The 15,666-nt window shown below is 68.5% G+C and carries 15 protein-coding genes; 8 read left to right on the forward strand and 7 right to left on the reverse strand.

Annotation, left to right across the window (positions count from 1 at the left end; translation table 11 throughout):
• The coding region (locus ACT3SQ_RS13905) for a carbohydrate ABC transporter permease (RefSeq protein ID WP_444601220.1) at nt 1-738 on the reverse strand (738 nt) is incomplete at its 3' end.
• Between the two features lie 71 nt (nt 739-809).
• Nucleotides 810-2,093 (reverse strand): ABC transporter substrate-binding protein, encoded by a 1,284-nt coding sequence (locus ACT3SQ_RS13910; RefSeq protein ID WP_441445243.1) that lies wholly within the window; start codon nt 2,091-2,093, stop codon nt 810-812.
• A 199-nt stretch (nt 2,094-2,292) separates the two neighbouring features.
• Between ACT3SQ_RS13910 and ACT3SQ_RS13915 the strand changes: the two genes are divergently transcribed.
• Nucleotides 2,293-3,330 (forward strand): LacI family DNA-binding transcriptional regulator, encoded by a 1,038-nt coding sequence (locus ACT3SQ_RS13915; protein WP_441445242.1) that lies wholly within the window; start codon nt 2,293-2,295, stop codon nt 3,328-3,330.
• A 6-nt stretch (nt 3,331-3,336) separates the two neighbouring features.
• Here ACT3SQ_RS13915 and ACT3SQ_RS13920 read toward each other — a convergent pair whose 3' ends face one another.
• Nucleotides 3,337-4,146, reverse strand: coding sequence for an SDR family NAD(P)-dependent oxidoreductase (locus ACT3SQ_RS13920; RefSeq protein ID WP_444502621.1), 810 nt, complete (start codon nt 4,144-4,146; stop codon nt 3,337-3,339).
• A 200-nt stretch (nt 4,147-4,346) separates the two neighbouring features.
• Here ACT3SQ_RS13920 and ACT3SQ_RS13925 point away from each other — a divergent pair, with 200 nt between their 5' ends.
• The 3 genes from ACT3SQ_RS13925 (at nt 4,347) to ACT3SQ_RS13935 (ending at nt 7,124) form a co-directional block, all read left to right on the forward strand.
• Nucleotides 4,347-5,768 (forward strand): SDR family NAD(P)-dependent oxidoreductase, encoded by a 1,422-nt coding sequence (locus ACT3SQ_RS13925; protein ID WP_441445247.1) that lies wholly within the window; start codon nt 4,347-4,349, stop codon nt 5,766-5,768.
• A 150-nt stretch (nt 5,769-5,918) separates the two neighbouring features.
• On the forward strand, nt 5,919-6,905 hold the full coding sequence (locus tag ACT3SQ_RS13930) for a hypothetical protein (RefSeq protein WP_441445240.1): 987 nt from the start codon (nt 5,919-5,921) through the stop codon (nt 6,903-6,905).
• An 81-nt stretch (nt 6,906-6,986) separates the two neighbouring features.
• Nucleotides 6,987-7,124, forward strand: coding sequence for a hypothetical protein (locus ACT3SQ_RS13935; RefSeq protein ID WP_299305790.1), 138 nt, complete (start codon nt 6,987-6,989; stop codon nt 7,122-7,124).
• A gap of 118 nt (nt 7,125-7,242) precedes the next feature.
• Here the strand turns inward: ACT3SQ_RS13935 and ACT3SQ_RS13940 are convergent, their stop codons facing one another.
• From ACT3SQ_RS13940 to ACT3SQ_RS13950, 3 genes are all read right to left on the reverse strand, one after another.
• A complete protein-coding gene (locus tag ACT3SQ_RS13940) occupies nt 7,243-8,031 on the reverse strand; it encodes a nucleotidyl transferase AbiEii/AbiGii toxin family protein (protein ID WP_441445239.1) in 789 nt (262 codons plus the stop codon).
• Entirely contained in the window at nt 8,028-9,035 is a 1,008-nt protein-coding gene (locus ACT3SQ_RS13945; protein ID WP_299305792.1) for a type IV toxin-antitoxin system AbiEi family antitoxin, read from the reverse strand. The genes ACT3SQ_RS13940 and ACT3SQ_RS13945 overlap by 4 nt, the downstream gene beginning before the upstream one ends.
• An 82-nt stretch (nt 9,036-9,117) precedes the next feature.
• Entirely contained in the window at nt 9,118-10,851 is a 1,734-nt protein-coding gene (locus tag ACT3SQ_RS13950) for a helicase (RefSeq protein ID WP_441445238.1), read from the reverse strand.
• 214 nt (nt 10,852-11,065) lie between these two features.
• Here ACT3SQ_RS13950 and ACT3SQ_RS13955 point away from each other — a divergent pair, with 214 nt between their 5' ends.
• Nucleotides 11,066-12,454, forward strand: coding sequence for a cryptochrome/photolyase family protein (locus ACT3SQ_RS13955; protein ID WP_441445237.1), 1,389 nt, complete (start codon nt 11,066-11,068; stop codon nt 12,452-12,454).
• Between the two features lie 11 nt (nt 12,455-12,465).
• On the opposite strand, the gene ACT3SQ_RS13960 is transcribed toward ACT3SQ_RS13955, so the two are convergent.
• Nucleotides 12,466-12,981 (reverse strand): glycoside hydrolase family 130 protein, encoded by a 516-nt coding sequence (locus ACT3SQ_RS13960; protein ID WP_441445236.1) that lies wholly within the window; start codon nt 12,979-12,981, stop codon nt 12,466-12,468.
• 49 nt (nt 12,982-13,030) lie between these two features.
• On the opposite strand from ACT3SQ_RS13960, the gene ACT3SQ_RS13965 reads away from it, so the two are divergent.
• From ACT3SQ_RS13965 to ACT3SQ_RS13975, 3 genes are all read left to right on the forward strand, one after another.
• On the forward strand, nt 13,031-14,836 hold the full coding sequence (locus ACT3SQ_RS13965) for a hypothetical protein (protein WP_441445235.1): 1,806 nt from the start codon (nt 13,031-13,033) through the stop codon (nt 14,834-14,836).
• A gap of 120 nt (nt 14,837-14,956) precedes the next feature.
• Nucleotides 14,957-15,220, forward strand: coding sequence for a type II toxin-antitoxin system Phd/YefM family antitoxin (locus ACT3SQ_RS13970; protein ID WP_299305800.1), 264 nt, complete (start codon nt 14,957-14,959; stop codon nt 15,218-15,220).
• The gene (locus ACT3SQ_RS13975; protein ID WP_441445234.1) at nt 15,217-15,600 is read left to right on the forward strand and encodes a type II toxin-antitoxin system VapC family toxin; all 384 of its coding nucleotides are present in this window, start codon (nt 15,217-15,219) and stop codon (nt 15,598-15,600) included. Before ACT3SQ_RS13970 ends, ACT3SQ_RS13975 begins: the two co-directional genes overlap by 4 nt.
• The last annotated feature ends 66 nt before the right edge of the window (nt 15,601-15,666 follow it).

Genomic DNA, 15,666 nt, shown 5'->3' on the forward strand with positions numbered 1-15,666 from the left:
GCTTATGATGAAAGACGGCGTGAAAGCCTGGAATGCCACGATCGTCTGCATCACGACGTTGAAAAAGATGATGGGCGTGAGCAGGGGGATTGTGATCGAGAGGAATCTCCGGATAGTGCCGGCGCCGTCGACCACTGCGGCTTCGACGAGCTCCGCCGGGATATTCCTGAGGCCAGCCAGGAAGATGATCATGGGAGAGCCGAACTGCCACACCGCCAGGACGATGATCGTCATGAGCGAGTAATCCGGGTCTGCGATCCAGTTCGGTCCGTCGATGCCGAAGATCGCCAGGAAGCTGTTCACTGCTCCATCCCGACCGAACAGCTGGCGCCAGAGGATAGCGACGCCCACGCTCCCGCCAAGCAAGGAGGGCAGGTATAAGACTGATCGATAGAAGCTCATCCCCCGCAGTGCGCGATTAAGGACGATGGCCAGGCCCAGCGCGAATGCGAGCCTCAGCGGCACCGAGACGAGCACGTAAGTCATCGTGACACCGACCGACTGCTGGAACTTCGTGTCCGATCCAAGGATGGTCACGTAGTTGTCCAGGCCCACCCAGCGCGCTGTGGTGAACAGGTCGTACTCGGTGAAGGAGAGGTAGGCCGAGGCCACCATGGGTCCGAGGACCAGGCCGAACAGGCCGATGAACCAGGGGGCCAGGAAGAGGTACCCCGCGACCGTCGCCGAGCGCCGTCGCTTGGTGCCTCGACGCTGCCCCTGCCTGACAGGTGGGCTCACCAGAGGCTCCTGCTCTGCAGGAGGGCCACTCTGTGGGGATGTCGGGGAGGCGAGCTTCGTCCTTCCCATACTCATTCGAAGCTGTCCGCAGTCGTGAAGAACTGCTCGACCGCCTCCGCGATCGGGGTCTCGCCGAAGGCGACGGCTTCGTTGAGGTCTCCGAGCAGGGAACGCAGCTCCGCGAAACCTGCGGGCCAGAGCCGGTTCAACGGTGTGGAGGTCTCGGCGACTTTGTCCATGAAGTCCATCGCCATCTGCTCCGGATCGGACAGCGTCCCTGCGAGCTGGTCGCGGGCTCCCTGCGACGGCGGCATGCCCAGGGAGACGCCGAGCGCTGAGATGGCGGTGTCGCTGTTGATCATGAAATTCACGATCTCGGCGGCCTTCTCGGCGTCCGCTGAGGTGGAGGAGAGCGACCACAGGCTGGCGGCGTTCATCCACAGGCTCGGCGACGCCTGAACATAGGGAGGTATGTGGAGCGTCAGGGGGCTGTCCACGAGGCGGGTGTAGGAGATGAAGTCCTGCGTCCATCCGAAGCTCATCGCTGCCCGCCCCGTCGCCATCGGGTTGCTGGCCATCTCGCCCTGCGCCTCGGCGGTGACGTCGGCGGGCGGGACGCCTCCGTTCTGACGGAGCTCCTCCCAGTACTCCAACCATTTGGTGAGGTCGTCAGCCGTGGCGTTCAGCGTGCCGTCATCGGCGTAGAACTGCCGGCCGTCGTCGCGGACCTTCAGGATGAATAGGATCAGGTCGCCGCCTCCGTCCTGCAGCCCCCAGACGTCGTCGCCCAAGGACTCCGAGGACTTGGTGGCCATCTCGGCCAGCTCCTCCCAGGCGTACTCGCCGTCGGGGACTTCCAGTCCTGCCTCGCCAGCGAGGCCCTGGTTGACCACCAGGCTCATCGCGTTGGAGGCGGCGACGACACCGTAGAGGGCGTCTTCCACCTGGCCGAACTCCTTCAGCCCCTCGTCGACGGCCTCGGCGTCCAGTGACTCCAGCGAGTTCAGGTCCGTCAGGGTGCCGCGCCCTGCGTAGTCAGGGATCTGGCTTCCGGCCTGCATGATGAAGTCAGGGGCGTTGCCGCCTGCGGTCTGGGTGGCGAGGCGGTCCCAGTACCCGTCCCACGCCTGCGGCTCCCGAGCGATCTCGGTGCCGGTCTCCTCGGTGAACGCGTCCAAGGCTGCGTTTACGGCGCCGTTCTCCGAATCTCCTCCCCACCAGGCTGCCCGAATCCCGCCAGATCTGCCGCCCTCTTCCGGTTCGAGTGCACACCCCCCGAGGGCGAACGACGCTCCTGCCAGTGCAACACCGGCGAGCACCGGACGGCGCGGGATGTGAAAAGTGGTTGCGGACATGACTTACCTCCGAATGGGCCGACAGCAGTGGCGGGCTCGAACGTGGTTCTCTGTCACTTCTAACGTTAAATTTTCACGTTACACGGCAGAGTAGATTGTCTGCACCGGGTCGTCAACATGTCTGCTGGACAGGCGGTCGGTGTATCCCGCGGGGCGAGTTCGCATCACCGGCGGTAGACGAGAGAAAAGAGGTAGACAGATGACCCAGGAGAACAAGCGCCGGCGACCGCCGACGGTGAAGGACGTCGCTCTCCGCGCTGGCGTGTCCTGGATGACGGTGTCCAACGTGGTGAACGGGAAACCGAGCGTCCGCCCCACAACGCGCGAGAAGGTCGAAGCGGCCATCAGCGAGCTCGGGTACCGCAAGAGCCGCGCAGGTCAGCAGCTGCGCTCCGGACGCACGAACATCCTTGCGCTGGCCGTCCCCGATCTGCGTACTCCGTACTTCGCGAGCCTTGCGCACGAGATCATCGACGTCGCCGAGACTCGCGGATACACGGTCCTGATCGCCGAGACCAAGAGCAATCCGGAGAGGGAGCGGCACGCGGCCCGAGGGTTCGACACTCAGCTCGCTGACGGAATCATCCTTCGACCGGACAGCCTCGACAGCGAGCGGGTGCTGGATTCCTCGGAGGCGATGCCCCTGGTCCTCCTCGGTGAGGGTACAAAGGAGGTCGAGCTGGACCATGTCACGCTCGACAACACCCGCTCCGGAAAGGAGGCGACGGAGCACCTCCTCTCCCTGGGGAGGCGTGCGCCTCTCTTCCTGGGAGCCCGAGAGGACAGGCAGTTTGGGCCCGGTTGGCACCGCTTCGTGGGATTCCGGTCAGCGCTCGCCGAAGCCGAACTCCCCTGCCGATCGGAGCAGCTGGTGGATGTGGTCTCGTACGGCCGCGCCGGCGGCGCCCACGTGGTTGAGGGCATCCTGGCCAGCGGCGTCGAGTTCGATTCCCTCGTCTGCGCGACCGATCTCATCGCCGTGGGTGCGATGCGGGCGCTCCGACGAGGCGGCCGAACCGTTCCGGATGACGTCGCAGTGCTCGGCTGGGACGGAATTCTGGAGGGTGAATTCTCGAATCCTGCCCTGACCACGGTGGCCGTCGATGTCTCTCACGTCGCCCGAGAGGCCGTGGAGATGGTCATCCGCCGCATCGAGAACCCCAACGCCTCCCCAGCTGTGGTCGAGGTGCCGCAGGAGCTGATCATCCGCGAGAGCACGGTGGGCGTTATACCGTAGGTGCGGCTAGGACAAACGCCGTGGCGGTCGCGCGTGCTGTGCGCAGTCCGCGCAGTGCCCCCGCGCCGTGAGCTTCGCCATCGGCCCGGTGGGCGCCAGCCTCGCAGCGGTGTAGATCGCCTTGTACCTCTTGCTCGACATCGACACTGCCTCGCCCTTCTCCACGTCGCGCAGCGACTCGGAGACCTCCCGAAGCGTCTCGAGCCACGGCCAGCCCGAAGTGCCCTCCTTGCCCTCGGGCAGGCCCAGGCGGGCATGGAAGTCGGCGTGGGTGCAGCCCGGGCACACTGCGGTGACGGTGACGCCGCGGGAGCGGTACTGGCTGCTGGCCCATCGGGAAAACGTCACCTGGCACGACTTTGCTGCCCTGTACGTGGAGCAGGGCATGGCGGCAGGGGCCGAGGCGATACTGAGGATCGTGCCGGAGCGTCGCGCGAGCAACCCCGGCAGTGCGGTGTGCATTAGCCGCAGCGGCACCTCGACGTGGAGCCGCGGGTGGCGTGCCTCGTCTTCAATGTAGTTCCTCTCGAACGCGGGCGGCAGCCCGAACCCGGCGCTGTCGCTCAGCGTCTGGATGGGCCGGGCCTCGTCCGTGAGCCGCTCGATGACGGCGGTGATGCCCGTGGGGGAGGAGAGACTTGCGCTGAGCACTTCGACCTCCGAGGCGTCGGCACCCGTCAGCTCGGCGGCGAGATGCTCGAGCCGGGCCGTTTCGCGGGCGACGAGAACCAGGTGCTCACCGTAGAGGGTGAGCTTTCGGATCCACTCGGTGCCGAGGCTGGATCTGACACCGGAGGTCAGGGACGCCGATTTCATGGGCGAGCCTAGAGCGAGCGCCATGGCGGCGGGCACGTGACCAATGCCCCGCCCGTCGGCCGGTGGCGGAGCCATAGACTCGATCGGTGCCCGAACTCTCTGATTCCTTTGCCTCCTCGACGCCCCGTCACCGCGAGAGCCAAGAACTGACCGCGGAGGACATCGCCACCGCCCTGCGCGTGCTCCGGCACGCCCCGGCCATGCCGGATGACGACGCGGATCTCGTCGCGATCAAACGCGCCTCCCGGAACTTCGAGAAGAAGCTCGCGAAGTCCCGTCGCGGAGAGAAGACCTGGGCGCAGCGCAAGGCGGACCGCGCCGTGATCGCCGCGACCGCCACCGGCTCCCCGCTGCGCATCGACGACGAGACCAAGGGGATTCCGCTGGTCTCGAGCGCGCAGGGCGCCTTCGCGGGAGAGCTGAACAAGTCCCGCGGCTGCTACATCTGCAAGAACGACTACACCCTGGTCGATGCGTTCTATCACTGGCTGTGCCCGGACTGCGCAGCGATGTCGCACGCCAAGCGGGACCAGCGCACGGACCTCACCGGCAAGCGGGCACTGCTCACCGGCGGCCGCTCCAAGATCGGCATGTACATCGCGCTGCGCCTGCTGCGCGACGGTGCGCACACCACCATCACCACCCGCTTCCCCAAGGATGCGGCGCGGCGCTTCGCCCAGATGGAGGATGCTGCGGACTGGATCGACCGGCTGAAGATCGTCGGGATCGACCTGCGCGACCCCACCCAGGTGATCGCGCTCGCCGACGATGTCGCCGCCGCGGGCCCGCTGGACATCCTCATCAACAACGCCGCGCAGACGGTGCGCCGCTCCCCGAGCGCCTACTCGGCGCTGGTCGAGGCGGAGGACGCCCCGCTGCCCACCGACCTCGCGCTGCCGGAGATGTCGGCGTTCGACCGCATCTCCCAGGCGCATCCCGCCGCGATCGCCGGGGTTCTGCAGAATGACGCGGTCCCGCAGCATGACGGGGAATCGCTCGAGCATGCTCGCGCCGCGCAGACCGCCGCCTCGATGACGGCGCTCGCGCTGCGCGCCGGCAAGGCGAGCCTGCAGGAGCACCTCGCGGGCACCGCGGTCGACGCCGGCGGCCTGCTCCCGGATATGCAGACCAACAACTCCTGGACGCAGACGGTGGACCAGGTCGACGCGCTCGAGATGCTCGAGGTGCAGCTCTGCAACGAGACGGCACCCTTCCTGCTGATCAGCAGGCTGCGCGCCTCGATGCGTGCCGCCGTGCAGGCCGGGGCGCGCCGCGCCTACATCGTGAACGTCTCGGCGATGGAGGGCCAGTTCTCCCGCCGCTACAAGGGTGCCGGCCATCCGCACACGAACATGGCCAAGGCCGCGCTGAACATGCTCACCCGCACCAGCGCGGGCGAGGCGTTCGAGACCGACCGGATCCTGATGACCGCCGTGGACACCGGCTGGATCACCGACGAGCGCCCCCACCAGGACAAGCTGCGCATCGCCGCCGAGGGCTGGCACGCCCCGTTGGATCTGGTGGACGGCGCAGCCCGCGTCTACGACCCGATCGTGCGCGGCGAGGCCGGCGAAGACATGTACGGCTGCTTCGTGAAGGATTACAAGCCCAGCCCCTGGTGACGCGGTCCGGCGACCTGCTGGTCGCGGTGGGTGCGGCCGGTGACCTGCCGGCCCGCGGTGCCACCGGCCTTCTCTCCTCCACAGCGGTCGGTTGTCCACAATGCGCATCGTGCTGTGGTGCGCGGGCGGGGAGTCCTCCAGGCTCTGGGCATGACTGCCGACGCCACCGAATTCTTTGAGTTCGATGTTCCCCCACGTCAGAGCCGCCCTCTCCACTGGTGTCTCGCCGACGCCCCCGCCCCGATGAGCGAGCCGACGGACGAGGAGGGTCGAGCGGAGATGCTCGCCGAGCTCGACCGACTGCCCTTCCTGTTGGCGATCGATCAGGTGGTGACCTTCGTCGGGGAAGGTCGGCGGCTCACCAAGCAGGGGGAGTTGTTCGCGGTGGACCGGCGCCAGCTGGAGAGAATCCAGCCAGCAGTCGACGATCACCGTTCCTGGGAGTGGTACAGCAACAGCCAGATCCTCCATGTGGCCTGGAGCGTTCTGCTCAGCAGTGGTCTCCTCGTCAAGCGCGAGGGGCACGTGGAACCTGCAATGGGGCATGCCGGAGACGAGGAGAGCGCTGAGGGTGCGGAAAATGCGCTGTGGAGGGCACGGAGCCTGCTCGCGGCAGCCCTGGAGTCGTCCGCGACCAGCGCCGGGTTCGCCGACTGGAACGAAGGGCTGGATGAGGACTGCCTGGACGCGCTGCTCGTGGCGAGTGGCCCTGAAGGGTTGATGCTGCCCACAATCCCGCCTGACGGCGAGCTGATCCACTGCGGCGAGGTCGTGCAGTTCATGCTCCAGCTGCTGCGTCATCCCTACATCCGAGAGGTGCCGATCGACCGCAGGACAGGGCATCCGCTGGCTCGTGGACTGGGTGCGCTCGAGCGGCTCTCACGCACCATGGGACGGCTCCGCGACAGCGGGCTGCTCCTCCGGGAGGAAGAGCGAACGGATCGGGAGGGGGCCTTGGAGGGAGCTGACGATAGGTGGGCGGAGTACGGGCAGTATCCGGAGGACAGCTACCTCACGCCGATGGTGCACTATCGCGCTCCGGTGGCGATGCGTGGCGCGATCGCGATGGTGCGGGACCGACGCTCTGCGGCCCTCGCTGACCAGGATCGGGCAATCTCGCCCAAGACCGCGCGATGACCTGAGAGAGTCGCCTGTGTAGGGTCGGCGGCCACGAGTCAATGAGGGCGGCACCACTCCACCACAGGGAACGGAGCACCGATGAGACGACGCGACAAACGACATCGGTTCATCAGGGGTGACCTTCTGTCCGGGTTGCTGGAGTTGAGCGATGCGCTCGGGCTGGTGCTGAATGTGGTGGTGCGCATTCCGGTGCTGCTGGTGAAGCTCCTGCTCTGAGAGGGAATGGATCGCCCACGGTCATCGGCGGTTGACGTCTTCGACGACGTCGTGACGTCGTACAGCTGGCGACCGAAAGCGTAGAAAGTGCTGTCAGGCAGGTACGCCCCGTGGATGCTCAGCGCTTGAGCCCGGCTGCGAATCCTTTCGTGTACCCGTCGATCAGATCGGCGGCGAGTTCGCTCCGCATGTGCCGCAGCAACACCGGTCGCAGCTGGGCATCGAGGAGCGTATCGAGTACCGCTGTTCCGTCGATGGGGGCGAATGCCTCCGCGGCACGACGCGCATAGTGGTAGCTGGCTGCGGCGATGATGTCGTCATCGGTGGCGTCGAGCGCCGTGTGGTCTTCCCATACCTCGTCGACGAACGGGTCCTCGGAGAGTGCCGCGAGGATGACTTGCAGGTCGAGCCCATCCTTGGGATTGTCATGATGCCGGTCCCTCCACGCGAGCACTTTGAGCGCGGTCTGCGCGGGAGCGCTGGCGACACGGAGCTCAGTGCCATGGGGCATCCGGACCAGGGTCGACGTGGCGTGCGCCTCCTGTAGTCCGTTGACATCCAGGAGATGGTCATCAGCGAAGTGAACGCTGCGGCCTTGCTCGATCCCCCCGAAGGGAACGACATCGACCTCGACTCCGAGCACCTCGAACTTGTGTTGTGAGTTCCCCTTCCGCGTCAGGCGATCCGTCAGGCCGGCGAACTGTTCACTGACACGGACTGCGACTGCGATATCGATGTCTTCAGTCGCGCGGATCGGTTGGTTGTGCTGAAGGGCATGGATGACGAGATCGCGAGCTGCGGCGCCGACGACGAGGAACTCGAGTTCCAAGCCGTGACAGATGCCTGCCAGCTCGGTGAGGACCTCTTCGGCCACTGGTACGTCAGTGCGTCCTGTGAGGTCGATCATCGCGTGTCACCGAACAGCTGTGCACGTATCTCATCGAGCCGGGGATCGTCCTCGAGCAGCAGGTCCGCCCTGAGCAGCGGTCTGGGAGCGACGCCATCCTCTCCGTTCGGCGGAATGTTCCAGAAGGTCGGGCGGATCCGTACCGGGCCGTCCTGTGCTCTGCGCAGGCGCCCCTGGCGGATGAGGTCCCGTCGGGCTTCGGGAGGAAGATGAATGAGGGCCTGTGATGGCCGGATCGGTGCGCCGAGGCGTGCTGCGGCCAGTTCCGAGCCGAGCAGCGCTCCGTCGGGGAGCTTCTCCTTCAGGAGGTCCGAGGGGTTCTTCCAGACGTCGCTCGTGAACCGTTCCTCGGGCCACGTGCTGGGTTGCAAGGCCGTATAGGCCGCGACCCACTCGTCTTCGAGCGCGGCGGGGCGCAACACCTGGTAGTTCTTGTCGAGCATCGGGGGCGTGCGCTCGCGCAGAGCCCGAACGACACGGTTCACGGTGCCGATCGATGCCCCTGATGACGCTGCCAACTCGCGCTGCAGTACTCGATGCTCCTGCTGGTTCGCGACGAGTACGGCGAAGGTGACAGGCAGACCCGCGCGCGAGAAGGGAGCTGCGGTGGGTGCCCTTCGTTCTTCGGCGTCGCTCTTGCCTGCGATCTCGATGAGAAGTCCCGGTGACCTCAGCGACGCGTTGCCCGCCGAATCCGCGTATCCACCCCAGCCTCGTGAGGCGAGTGCCTGTGCGCGTGCGGGAGTGATACGGCTGGTCAGCAGGACCGTCTGCTCGTCATGAGGCAGCAGGGTGAGCCCGGCAGGGCTGACAGTCGCGCTGGCCACGGCCGGGAACTTGTGCACGCCGGTTCCGTCGTCGAGCAGGAGAGTGCCGGTGCAGATCCGGTCCTCAAGATTCTCCTCGTACCGCCAGTCTGGTCTGATGCCCAGCTCGGCGAGGTGGTGAAGCACGTCCTTGATGACGGCGCCCGTGGCACTCCTCGGAAGTTCAATCGAGTCCATGTGTTCAACATACTGGAATTCTAAGGAAAATTGAACATCGCCGGGCTCCTCCGGACGGCGGGGGAGCGGTCATCCTCGTCGTTCAGTCCGCATCGCCGGTCAGGCTTGCCGCTGGCAGCCAGTCCGCCCCGAGCAGCTGCGCCACGTCGGTGAGACTCGCGGTGTCGCCGCCCACGGTGTCGGAGGCGGCGGCGATCCGTTCCACCATCACCTTGCTGACCTGCTCCTCGACGGTGCTCTCGGCGTAGGCGATGTGCCAGGGGGAGACCTGGTGGTCGCGGTGGGTGCGGCCGGTGACCTGTCGGCCCGCGATGCCGGAGAAGCGGGCCTGGTGGAACACCCCGACCCGCGGCTCGGTGCTCGCCTGGTGGCCGCCTTCGAGAGTCTCGCCGGCGTGCAGGCTGATCGAAGCGACCGTGGTGAACACGCAGACCTTCGCCTGCCCGGTCTGGAAGCGGAGCCGCTCGGCTTCGGCGTCGAACCGGCCCTGACCATAGATCGTGGCGACCTCGAGGCCGGAGTCCCGCAGCCGCTCGGCGATCGGATCGGCGGCGGTGCCGACGAACTCGACCGAGCACGCCACCTGCCTCTCGGCCTCGACCTGCTGGGAGATCCACGCGACGGTGGAGTCCACGCGGATCAGTCCGGCCTTCTGCCGGAAGCGCAGCAGCGCCGCGCGCCCTTTGGCCGTGTTCCTACCGCGCCGGGCGATGTCCATCTCGCGGCAGAACTCTCCCCACTCCGCTTCATACGCGTCCCGTTCTGTGGGCGTGAGCGTCACCGGCATTCCGGAGATCGGCACCGGCCCCCACGGCGCCGCACGGTGCAGCATGGCAGGTGGTTGTGCGTCCTTGAGCCAGCCGCGCACCAGCGCGAGATCCGCGGCCCGGCGGGCAGGGTCGGTGGTCCAGGACGCGCCGTAGCGGCCCTTGTCCACGCCGACCCCGTGGCGCTCGAGCGCGGTGTTGAAGGTGGCGGCGGGCTGGGTCGCCGTGAGCCACTCCTTCATCGGCTCGTCATGCGCCTGGGCGTAGGCCGGCGCGAGATAGGGCAGCTCGAGCGGCGTGTGGCCGGGCGTCGCGGTCGTCGTGATCACGAACGGCGCCTGCTCGTGCGGCTGCCGGTGGCCGGCGATCTGTGCCCAGAGCTTCCACCGCTTCGTGGTGGTGCGGCGCAGCGCGTGGGCTTCATCGGCGATGATCACGTCCCAGTCGTAGCCCGTGACCTTTTCCAGGCGGTCCCAGGTGATCACGACCCATTCCAGGCCGCTGTCGCCGAGCGCGGTGATGGTGCGGCACCAGTGCCCGATGGTGATCGCGGCGGGCCTGTCGGCGACCACGAGCACGCGCTGCGCTCCGCGGAGGTCGCCCACTGCACTGGCTCCGAGCACGGCGGAGATCGTCTTGCCGACGCCCGGTTCGTCGGCCAGCAGGAACTGTCGCCCACCGGCTGCGGCGCGTGCCGCGATCGCGTCGGCCGCCTCGTACTGGTTCTGGCGGGGCTCGAGGTCCTCGGCCGGCTCGGGGTTCGGCGTCGGATCCTCGGGGTTCAGGGTGTTCTCGAGGAATCGCCCGAGGGTGTGCGGAGCGGGAGCATAGGGCGCGAGGTGCGCGGGCAGCGTGCGCCCCGTGTACAGGTGCATCTTGACGGCGGGATGCCAGGCGGCGCCCTCGACCTGGGTGCCGTAGGGGACGTCCAGCACCCAGGTGCGCTCGCCGGGGCCGACGAACGGCAGCTCCCGCATCACCTGGCGGGTGCCCTTCCTCCGGGAGGAGCCGCCTCGCCGACGGGTGCTGGAGCGTCGACGGGTAGCCATTCCGCGAGGGTATCGAGCACGCGCAGCGGATCGGGGGACGGCTCGCCCGCGCCCGGTGTGACGCAGTAGAGCGAGACCTCGCCCGTGTGCACGGTAAGAGCTTGCTTAGCTAGGCTACGTACGTGCGTGAGGTCGTCCGGGACCGGCCGCCGCACGCCACAGGGGCCGGGCCCCACGGGCCGGGGCCCGCCACCGCCAACGAGAGCAGGGACAGATGACCAGCATCTGGTGGATCCGGGATGACCTCCGCCTTCACGACAATCCGGCCCTCCATGCCGCCGCGGCCGATGGTGAGGTCCTCGCGGTGCACATCGACGAGGAGATCAGCGGCGTGCGCCCGCTGGGCGGCGCGGCGCGCTGGTGGCTGCACCACTCGCTGAGCGCCCTGGCCGCGGCCCTGCGCGAGCACGGGGTGCCGCTGGTCCTGCTCCGCGGGGATCCCGAAGAGCAGATCCCGGCATTGGTCGAGGAGGTGCACGCGACCGCGGTGCTCTGGAACCGCCGCTATCACGAACCCAAGCGGGCCATGGATGCGCGGCTGAAGGCGTCTCTGCGCAGGCGGGATGTCCGCGTGGAGAGCTTCGACGGCTACCTGCTGCACGAGCCATGGACGATCACCACCCAGAGCGGCGGACCGTACAAGGTCTACTCCCCGTTCGCCCGCGTATGCCGGGAGAGCAGGCCGCCGCGTGAACCGCACGGCCTGCCCGATCATCTCGCCGGCCCCCAGGAGCAGGTCCGTGCCGGCGGCCACGAGGTGCGCAGCTGGTTGCGCACGGAGACCTTCGAGCAGGAGCTGTCCGGTCGCGGATGGCTCCCGACGGCGCCCGACTGGGCCGGCGGGCTGCGCGAGAACTGGACCCCCGGCGAGGCGGGAGCTCGGGAGCGGCTCGCGCAGCTCGGGGACCTGCTGACCGACTACGCCGAGGATCGGGAGCGGCCGGGCACCGCGGGCACCTCGAGCCTCTCGCCGCACCTCCGCTTCGGCGAGGTCTCTCCTCACGAGGTCTGGCACCACAGCCTGTCCGCGGGGCGCGGAACGGGCCCGGAGACTTTCCGCTCCGAGCTGCTGTGGCGCGAGTTCGCCTGGCACCGGCTCTTCCACCTGCCCGACCTCGCGACCCAGAACGTCCGGCCCCAGTTCGACGCTTTCGAGTGGCGCGAGGACGATGACGCTCTGCGGGCCTGGCAGCAGGGGCGCACCGGCATCGACCTGGTCGACGCGGGGATGCGGGAGCTGTGGGCGATCGGCTGGATGCACAACCGGGTGCGGCTGGTCGTCGCCTCCTTCCTCACCAAGAATCTGCGCCTGCACTGGCGGCTCGGCGAGGAATGGTTCTGGGACACCCTCGTCGACGCCGACGACGCCTCGAACCCGTTCAACTGGCAATGGGTCGCCGGCACGGGCGACGACGCCGCCCCGTACTTCCGCGTCTTCAACCCCGAGCGCCAGCAGGAGCGGTTCGACCCCCAGGGCGAGTACGTGCGCCGGTGGGTGCCCGAGGTGGACGACGAGTCCGCGGAACGGGTGGCGCCGATCGTCGATCTGAAGGCCTCGCGACGGGAAGCGCTCGCGGCCTACGCCGCCCTCAAGGGGCAATGAGGAGGCTCACCTCACCCGTCCGCGCGCAGCCCCACCCCGAACCCGTCCGCCGGATCCGCCACGGCCACAGCCAGCGTCGTATCGGACTGCCCGTAGTACGCGAACCACTTCCCGCGGAACTTCACGAGTCCTTCGACGAAGGTGACATTGGAGATCAGCCCGTGGGTGTCCTCGTAGGTCTGGGGGCGCAGCCAGGGCTCTTGCAGTCTGGCCATGACCGTGGTGGGCGCGGCGGGGTCGATGAGGATCTGGCCGCAGCGGTAGTCGACGTCCACGGTGCCGTCCTCGTGGACCTCGCGGGTGGCGCCGTTGGTGAGCATCAGCAGCAGGCCGTCGTCGGTGAGGACGGGGGAGGTGCCGATCTCCACCAGCGCCTCGTCGAAGGTGCCGGGGGTGGGGAGGTACATCGGAGAGTCGTCCGTGGTACCGGGGGTCCAGTGGATCAGATCGTCGCTGGTGGCCCAGTAGATCCCGCCCTCGCCGAAGTACATCCACCACGTCCCGTCGATCTGCTGCGGCACGATCACCGCCGGTCACACCACCTACCAGGCCGAGGAGAGGCCGCGCGCCACCGCCGTGTGGACCTACGCCGACCGCGCAGAGGACGGCACCTTCACCCGCATCGGCGGCGGAGATCTCGACGCCGCCACCGGCCACTGGTCCCAGGGCGCCTACAACGCCGACGACATCTCCCGCACCGCCATCGTGTTCCTGCGCGCCCACTCCGCATTCAGGGACAACGCCGATCTGGCGACCGCCCGGGAGCTGCTGCGCACCCTCACCTACCTCCAGGTCACCTCCGGGCAGAACGCCGGCAACGTGGTGCTGTGGATGCAGCCCGACGGCGCCCTGAACTGCAGCGCGATCCCCATCGAGCTGCCCGACCCCTCGGATTCCGACGAGTCCTACTGGCTGGCCCGCACCGTCTGGGCGCTCGGAGAGAGCATCGCCGTGTTCGCCGCGGTCGACCCTGACTTCACCGCGTTCCTGGTCGAGCGTCTGCACCTGGCGCTGACCGCGCTCGAGCGCGCCTCGCTGGGCAGATACGGGCAGTGGGATTCGGCCGACGGGGTCCCCGTGCCCGGCTGGGTGATCGCCGGTGGTGCCGACGCGACCGGCGAGGCCGTGCTCGGGCTCGCCGCAGCCCTCACGGTGCGACCCGACGACGAGCGCGTCGCCCAGGCCCTGGACCGCTACGCCGAGGGTATTGAGGCGATGCCCTCCGGCGCCGTGGGCGTCTGGCCCTTCGGTGCGATCATGCCGTGGACCGGCTCGCAGAGCCTCTGGCACGCCTGGGGCGGCCTCGCCCCGGCCGCGCTCGCCGTCGCCTCCGCGGTCACGGGCCGCGGGCTCGATGCTGCGGTGGCCGACGTGGGCGTGTTCACCCCGCAGCTGCTCACCTCCGGCGGCCCGTACAACGCCTGGTCACCCGTACCCGGGGAGTCGCAGATCGCCTACGGCGTCCAGAGCCGCATCGAGTCCCTGCTGCGCACGGCCGATGTCACCGGTGGCGAGGGCCTGCGGGAGCTGGCCGCACTCGTCGCCGGCTGGTTCTTCGGCGCGAACCCGGCGGGAGAGCCCGTCTACGATCCGGCCACCGGCGTGACCGTCGACGGGATCGAGCCCGACGGGCGCCTCAACCGCAACTCCGGCGCGGAGTCCACGATCCACGCCCTGCTGGCGATGATCGCGCTGGACCAGGACCGGGACCTCGCGCGGACCGCGCGGAGCCTCAACGGCACGCCCGAGGTGCACGGCATGCAGTGGCTCCCGGCCGAGTCGGCGCAGCTCAGCGGCGACGCCGCGGTCGTGACGCCGGAGAGCGCGTGGACGGGGGAGTCGAACTGGCGCGGATCCTCTGTGCTCGCCGGTGACGGCGGCACAGTGCGCTTCACGCTGGATGCCGAGGCGCTCGCCGCAGTCTCCGCCGGAAGCGCGACGGCGCATCCGCTGATCCACCGGCTCGCCGAGGACGCGGGTGTGGCGCACTGGAGTGCGATCGACGCGGCCGGAGCACGGACAGTGCTGGGCACGCTCGAGCTGGGCGGTGCCGGGGATCCGGGCGTGACCGAGTGGGACGGGGTGCTCAGGCCCGTGCGGCTCGACGTCCCGATCCCGGCGGGCGCTGTGGCCATCGAGGTCATCGCCGAGGGGAGGCTCGAGCTCGACGAGCTGATGCTGCTGCCGGCGGTGACCACAGTGGAGCTCGCGGTGGAGCGGGGAGATTCGCTGACGCTTCACGTGGTGTCGGCTGATGCGAAGCTGGCGCTCGTGCCGGGGCAGACGGGCAGTGCGTACCGGGCCGACGGAATGCGAGTGGGCCCTGCGAACCGCGGGGGCAGGAGCGTACCGGCAGGAGCCTTCGCGATCACCCGGCGGTGAGCGCGGCGACCGGCTGCACTTCCTCTTTCACAGTGCTGCGACCCTGGGGAGAGGAAGCCCGCGCCCTCGTCGTCCACATCGCATCTGTACTAGAACTAGTATTAGGCGTACCGTGGTCCCATGGCTGACGTGACGCGCACCGAGCTGAACCAGCAGACCGCCCGGGTCCTCGCGCGAGTGCAGGAGGGGGAGGAGGTCACCGTGACGGACCGTGGCCGCCAGATCGCCCGCATCACCAGGGTCGAGTCTGATCGGCGCTCCCGGCGCCTCGCCAGCGGTGCGCTGCGGCCCGCCACCGAGAGCGGGATACCGACGGTCGCCTCACCTATCCACGGCTGGAGCACCGAGCAGATGATCGAGGACATGCGCGGGGACCGCGCATGATCTACCTCGACACCTCGGCGGCCTACAAGCTCCTCAGCCGAGAACCGGGGGTGGTCGAGGTCGAGGCCCTCTTCGCGGGAACGACGGAGCTGCTCTCCTCGCGGCTGCTCGAGGTCGAGCTGCACGCGACAGTGGATCGCCGTGGCGGTTCTCATGCCGATGTCGACGCGATCCTCGCCCGGACCGGCCTCGACGCGGTCGACGACGAGGTGATCGACCACGCCCTCTCGCTCGGCTCAGGTCTGCGCGCCATGGACGCACTGCACCTCTCCACGGCCCTGCTCTACGGGGACGCGATGATCGGATTCGCGACCTTCGACCGTGAGCTCGCGCAGGCGGCGCAGCGGCTCGGGCTCGAGGTCGTGGCAGGGAGCAGGTGAAACAGGGTGCTCGGGCCGGGAGCGGGGCAAGGTGCACGGTGGACCCTGCCGCACGTCGGCTGAGAG

The sequence above is a fragment of the Brachybacterium sp. AOP42-C2-15 genome (genome assembly GCF_052377065.1).
Lineage (GTDB): Bacteria > Actinomycetota > Actinomycetes > Actinomycetales > Dermabacteraceae > Brachybacterium.

Coding starts and splice junctions, on each gene's coding strand:
- ACT3SQ_RS13910 (WP_441445243.1), bottom strand. CDS start 2,093: ATGTCCGCAACCACTTTTCACATCCCGCGCCGTCCGGTGCTCGCCGGT.
- ACT3SQ_RS13915 (WP_441445242.1), top strand. CDS start 2,293: ATGACCCAGGAGAACAAGCGCCGGCGACCGCCGACGGTGAAGGACGTC.
- ACT3SQ_RS13920 (WP_444502621.1), bottom strand. CDS start 4,146: ATGAAATCGGCGTCCCTGACCTCCGGTGTCAGATCCAGCCTCGGCACC.
- ACT3SQ_RS13925 (WP_441445247.1), top strand. CDS start 4,347: ATGCCGGATGACGACGCGGATCTCGTCGCGATCAAACGCGCCTCCCGG.
- ACT3SQ_RS13930 (WP_441445240.1), top strand. CDS start 5,919: ATGACTGCCGACGCCACCGAATTCTTTGAGTTCGATGTTCCCCCACGT.
- ACT3SQ_RS13935 (WP_299305790.1), top strand. CDS start 6,987: ATGAGACGACGCGACAAACGACATCGGTTCATCAGGGGTGACCTTCTG.
- ACT3SQ_RS13940 (WP_441445239.1), bottom strand. CDS start 8,031: ATGATCGACCTCACAGGACGCACTGACGTACCAGTGGCCGAAGAGGTC.
- ACT3SQ_RS13945 (WP_299305792.1), bottom strand. CDS start 9,035: ATGGACTCGATTGAACTTCCGAGGAGTGCCACGGGCGCCGTCATCAAG.
- ACT3SQ_RS13950 (WP_441445238.1), bottom strand. CDS start 10,851: ATGGCTACCCGTCGACGCTCCAGCACCCGTCGGCGAGGCGGCTCCTCC.
- ACT3SQ_RS13955 (WP_441445237.1), top strand. CDS start 11,066: ATGACCAGCATCTGGTGGATCCGGGATGACCTCCGCCTTCACGACAAT.
- ACT3SQ_RS13970 (WP_299305800.1), top strand. CDS start 14,957: ATGGCTGACGTGACGCGCACCGAGCTGAACCAGCAGACCGCCCGGGTC.
- ACT3SQ_RS13975 (WP_441445234.1), top strand. CDS start 15,217: ATGATCTACCTCGACACCTCGGCGGCCTACAAGCTCCTCAGCCGAGAA.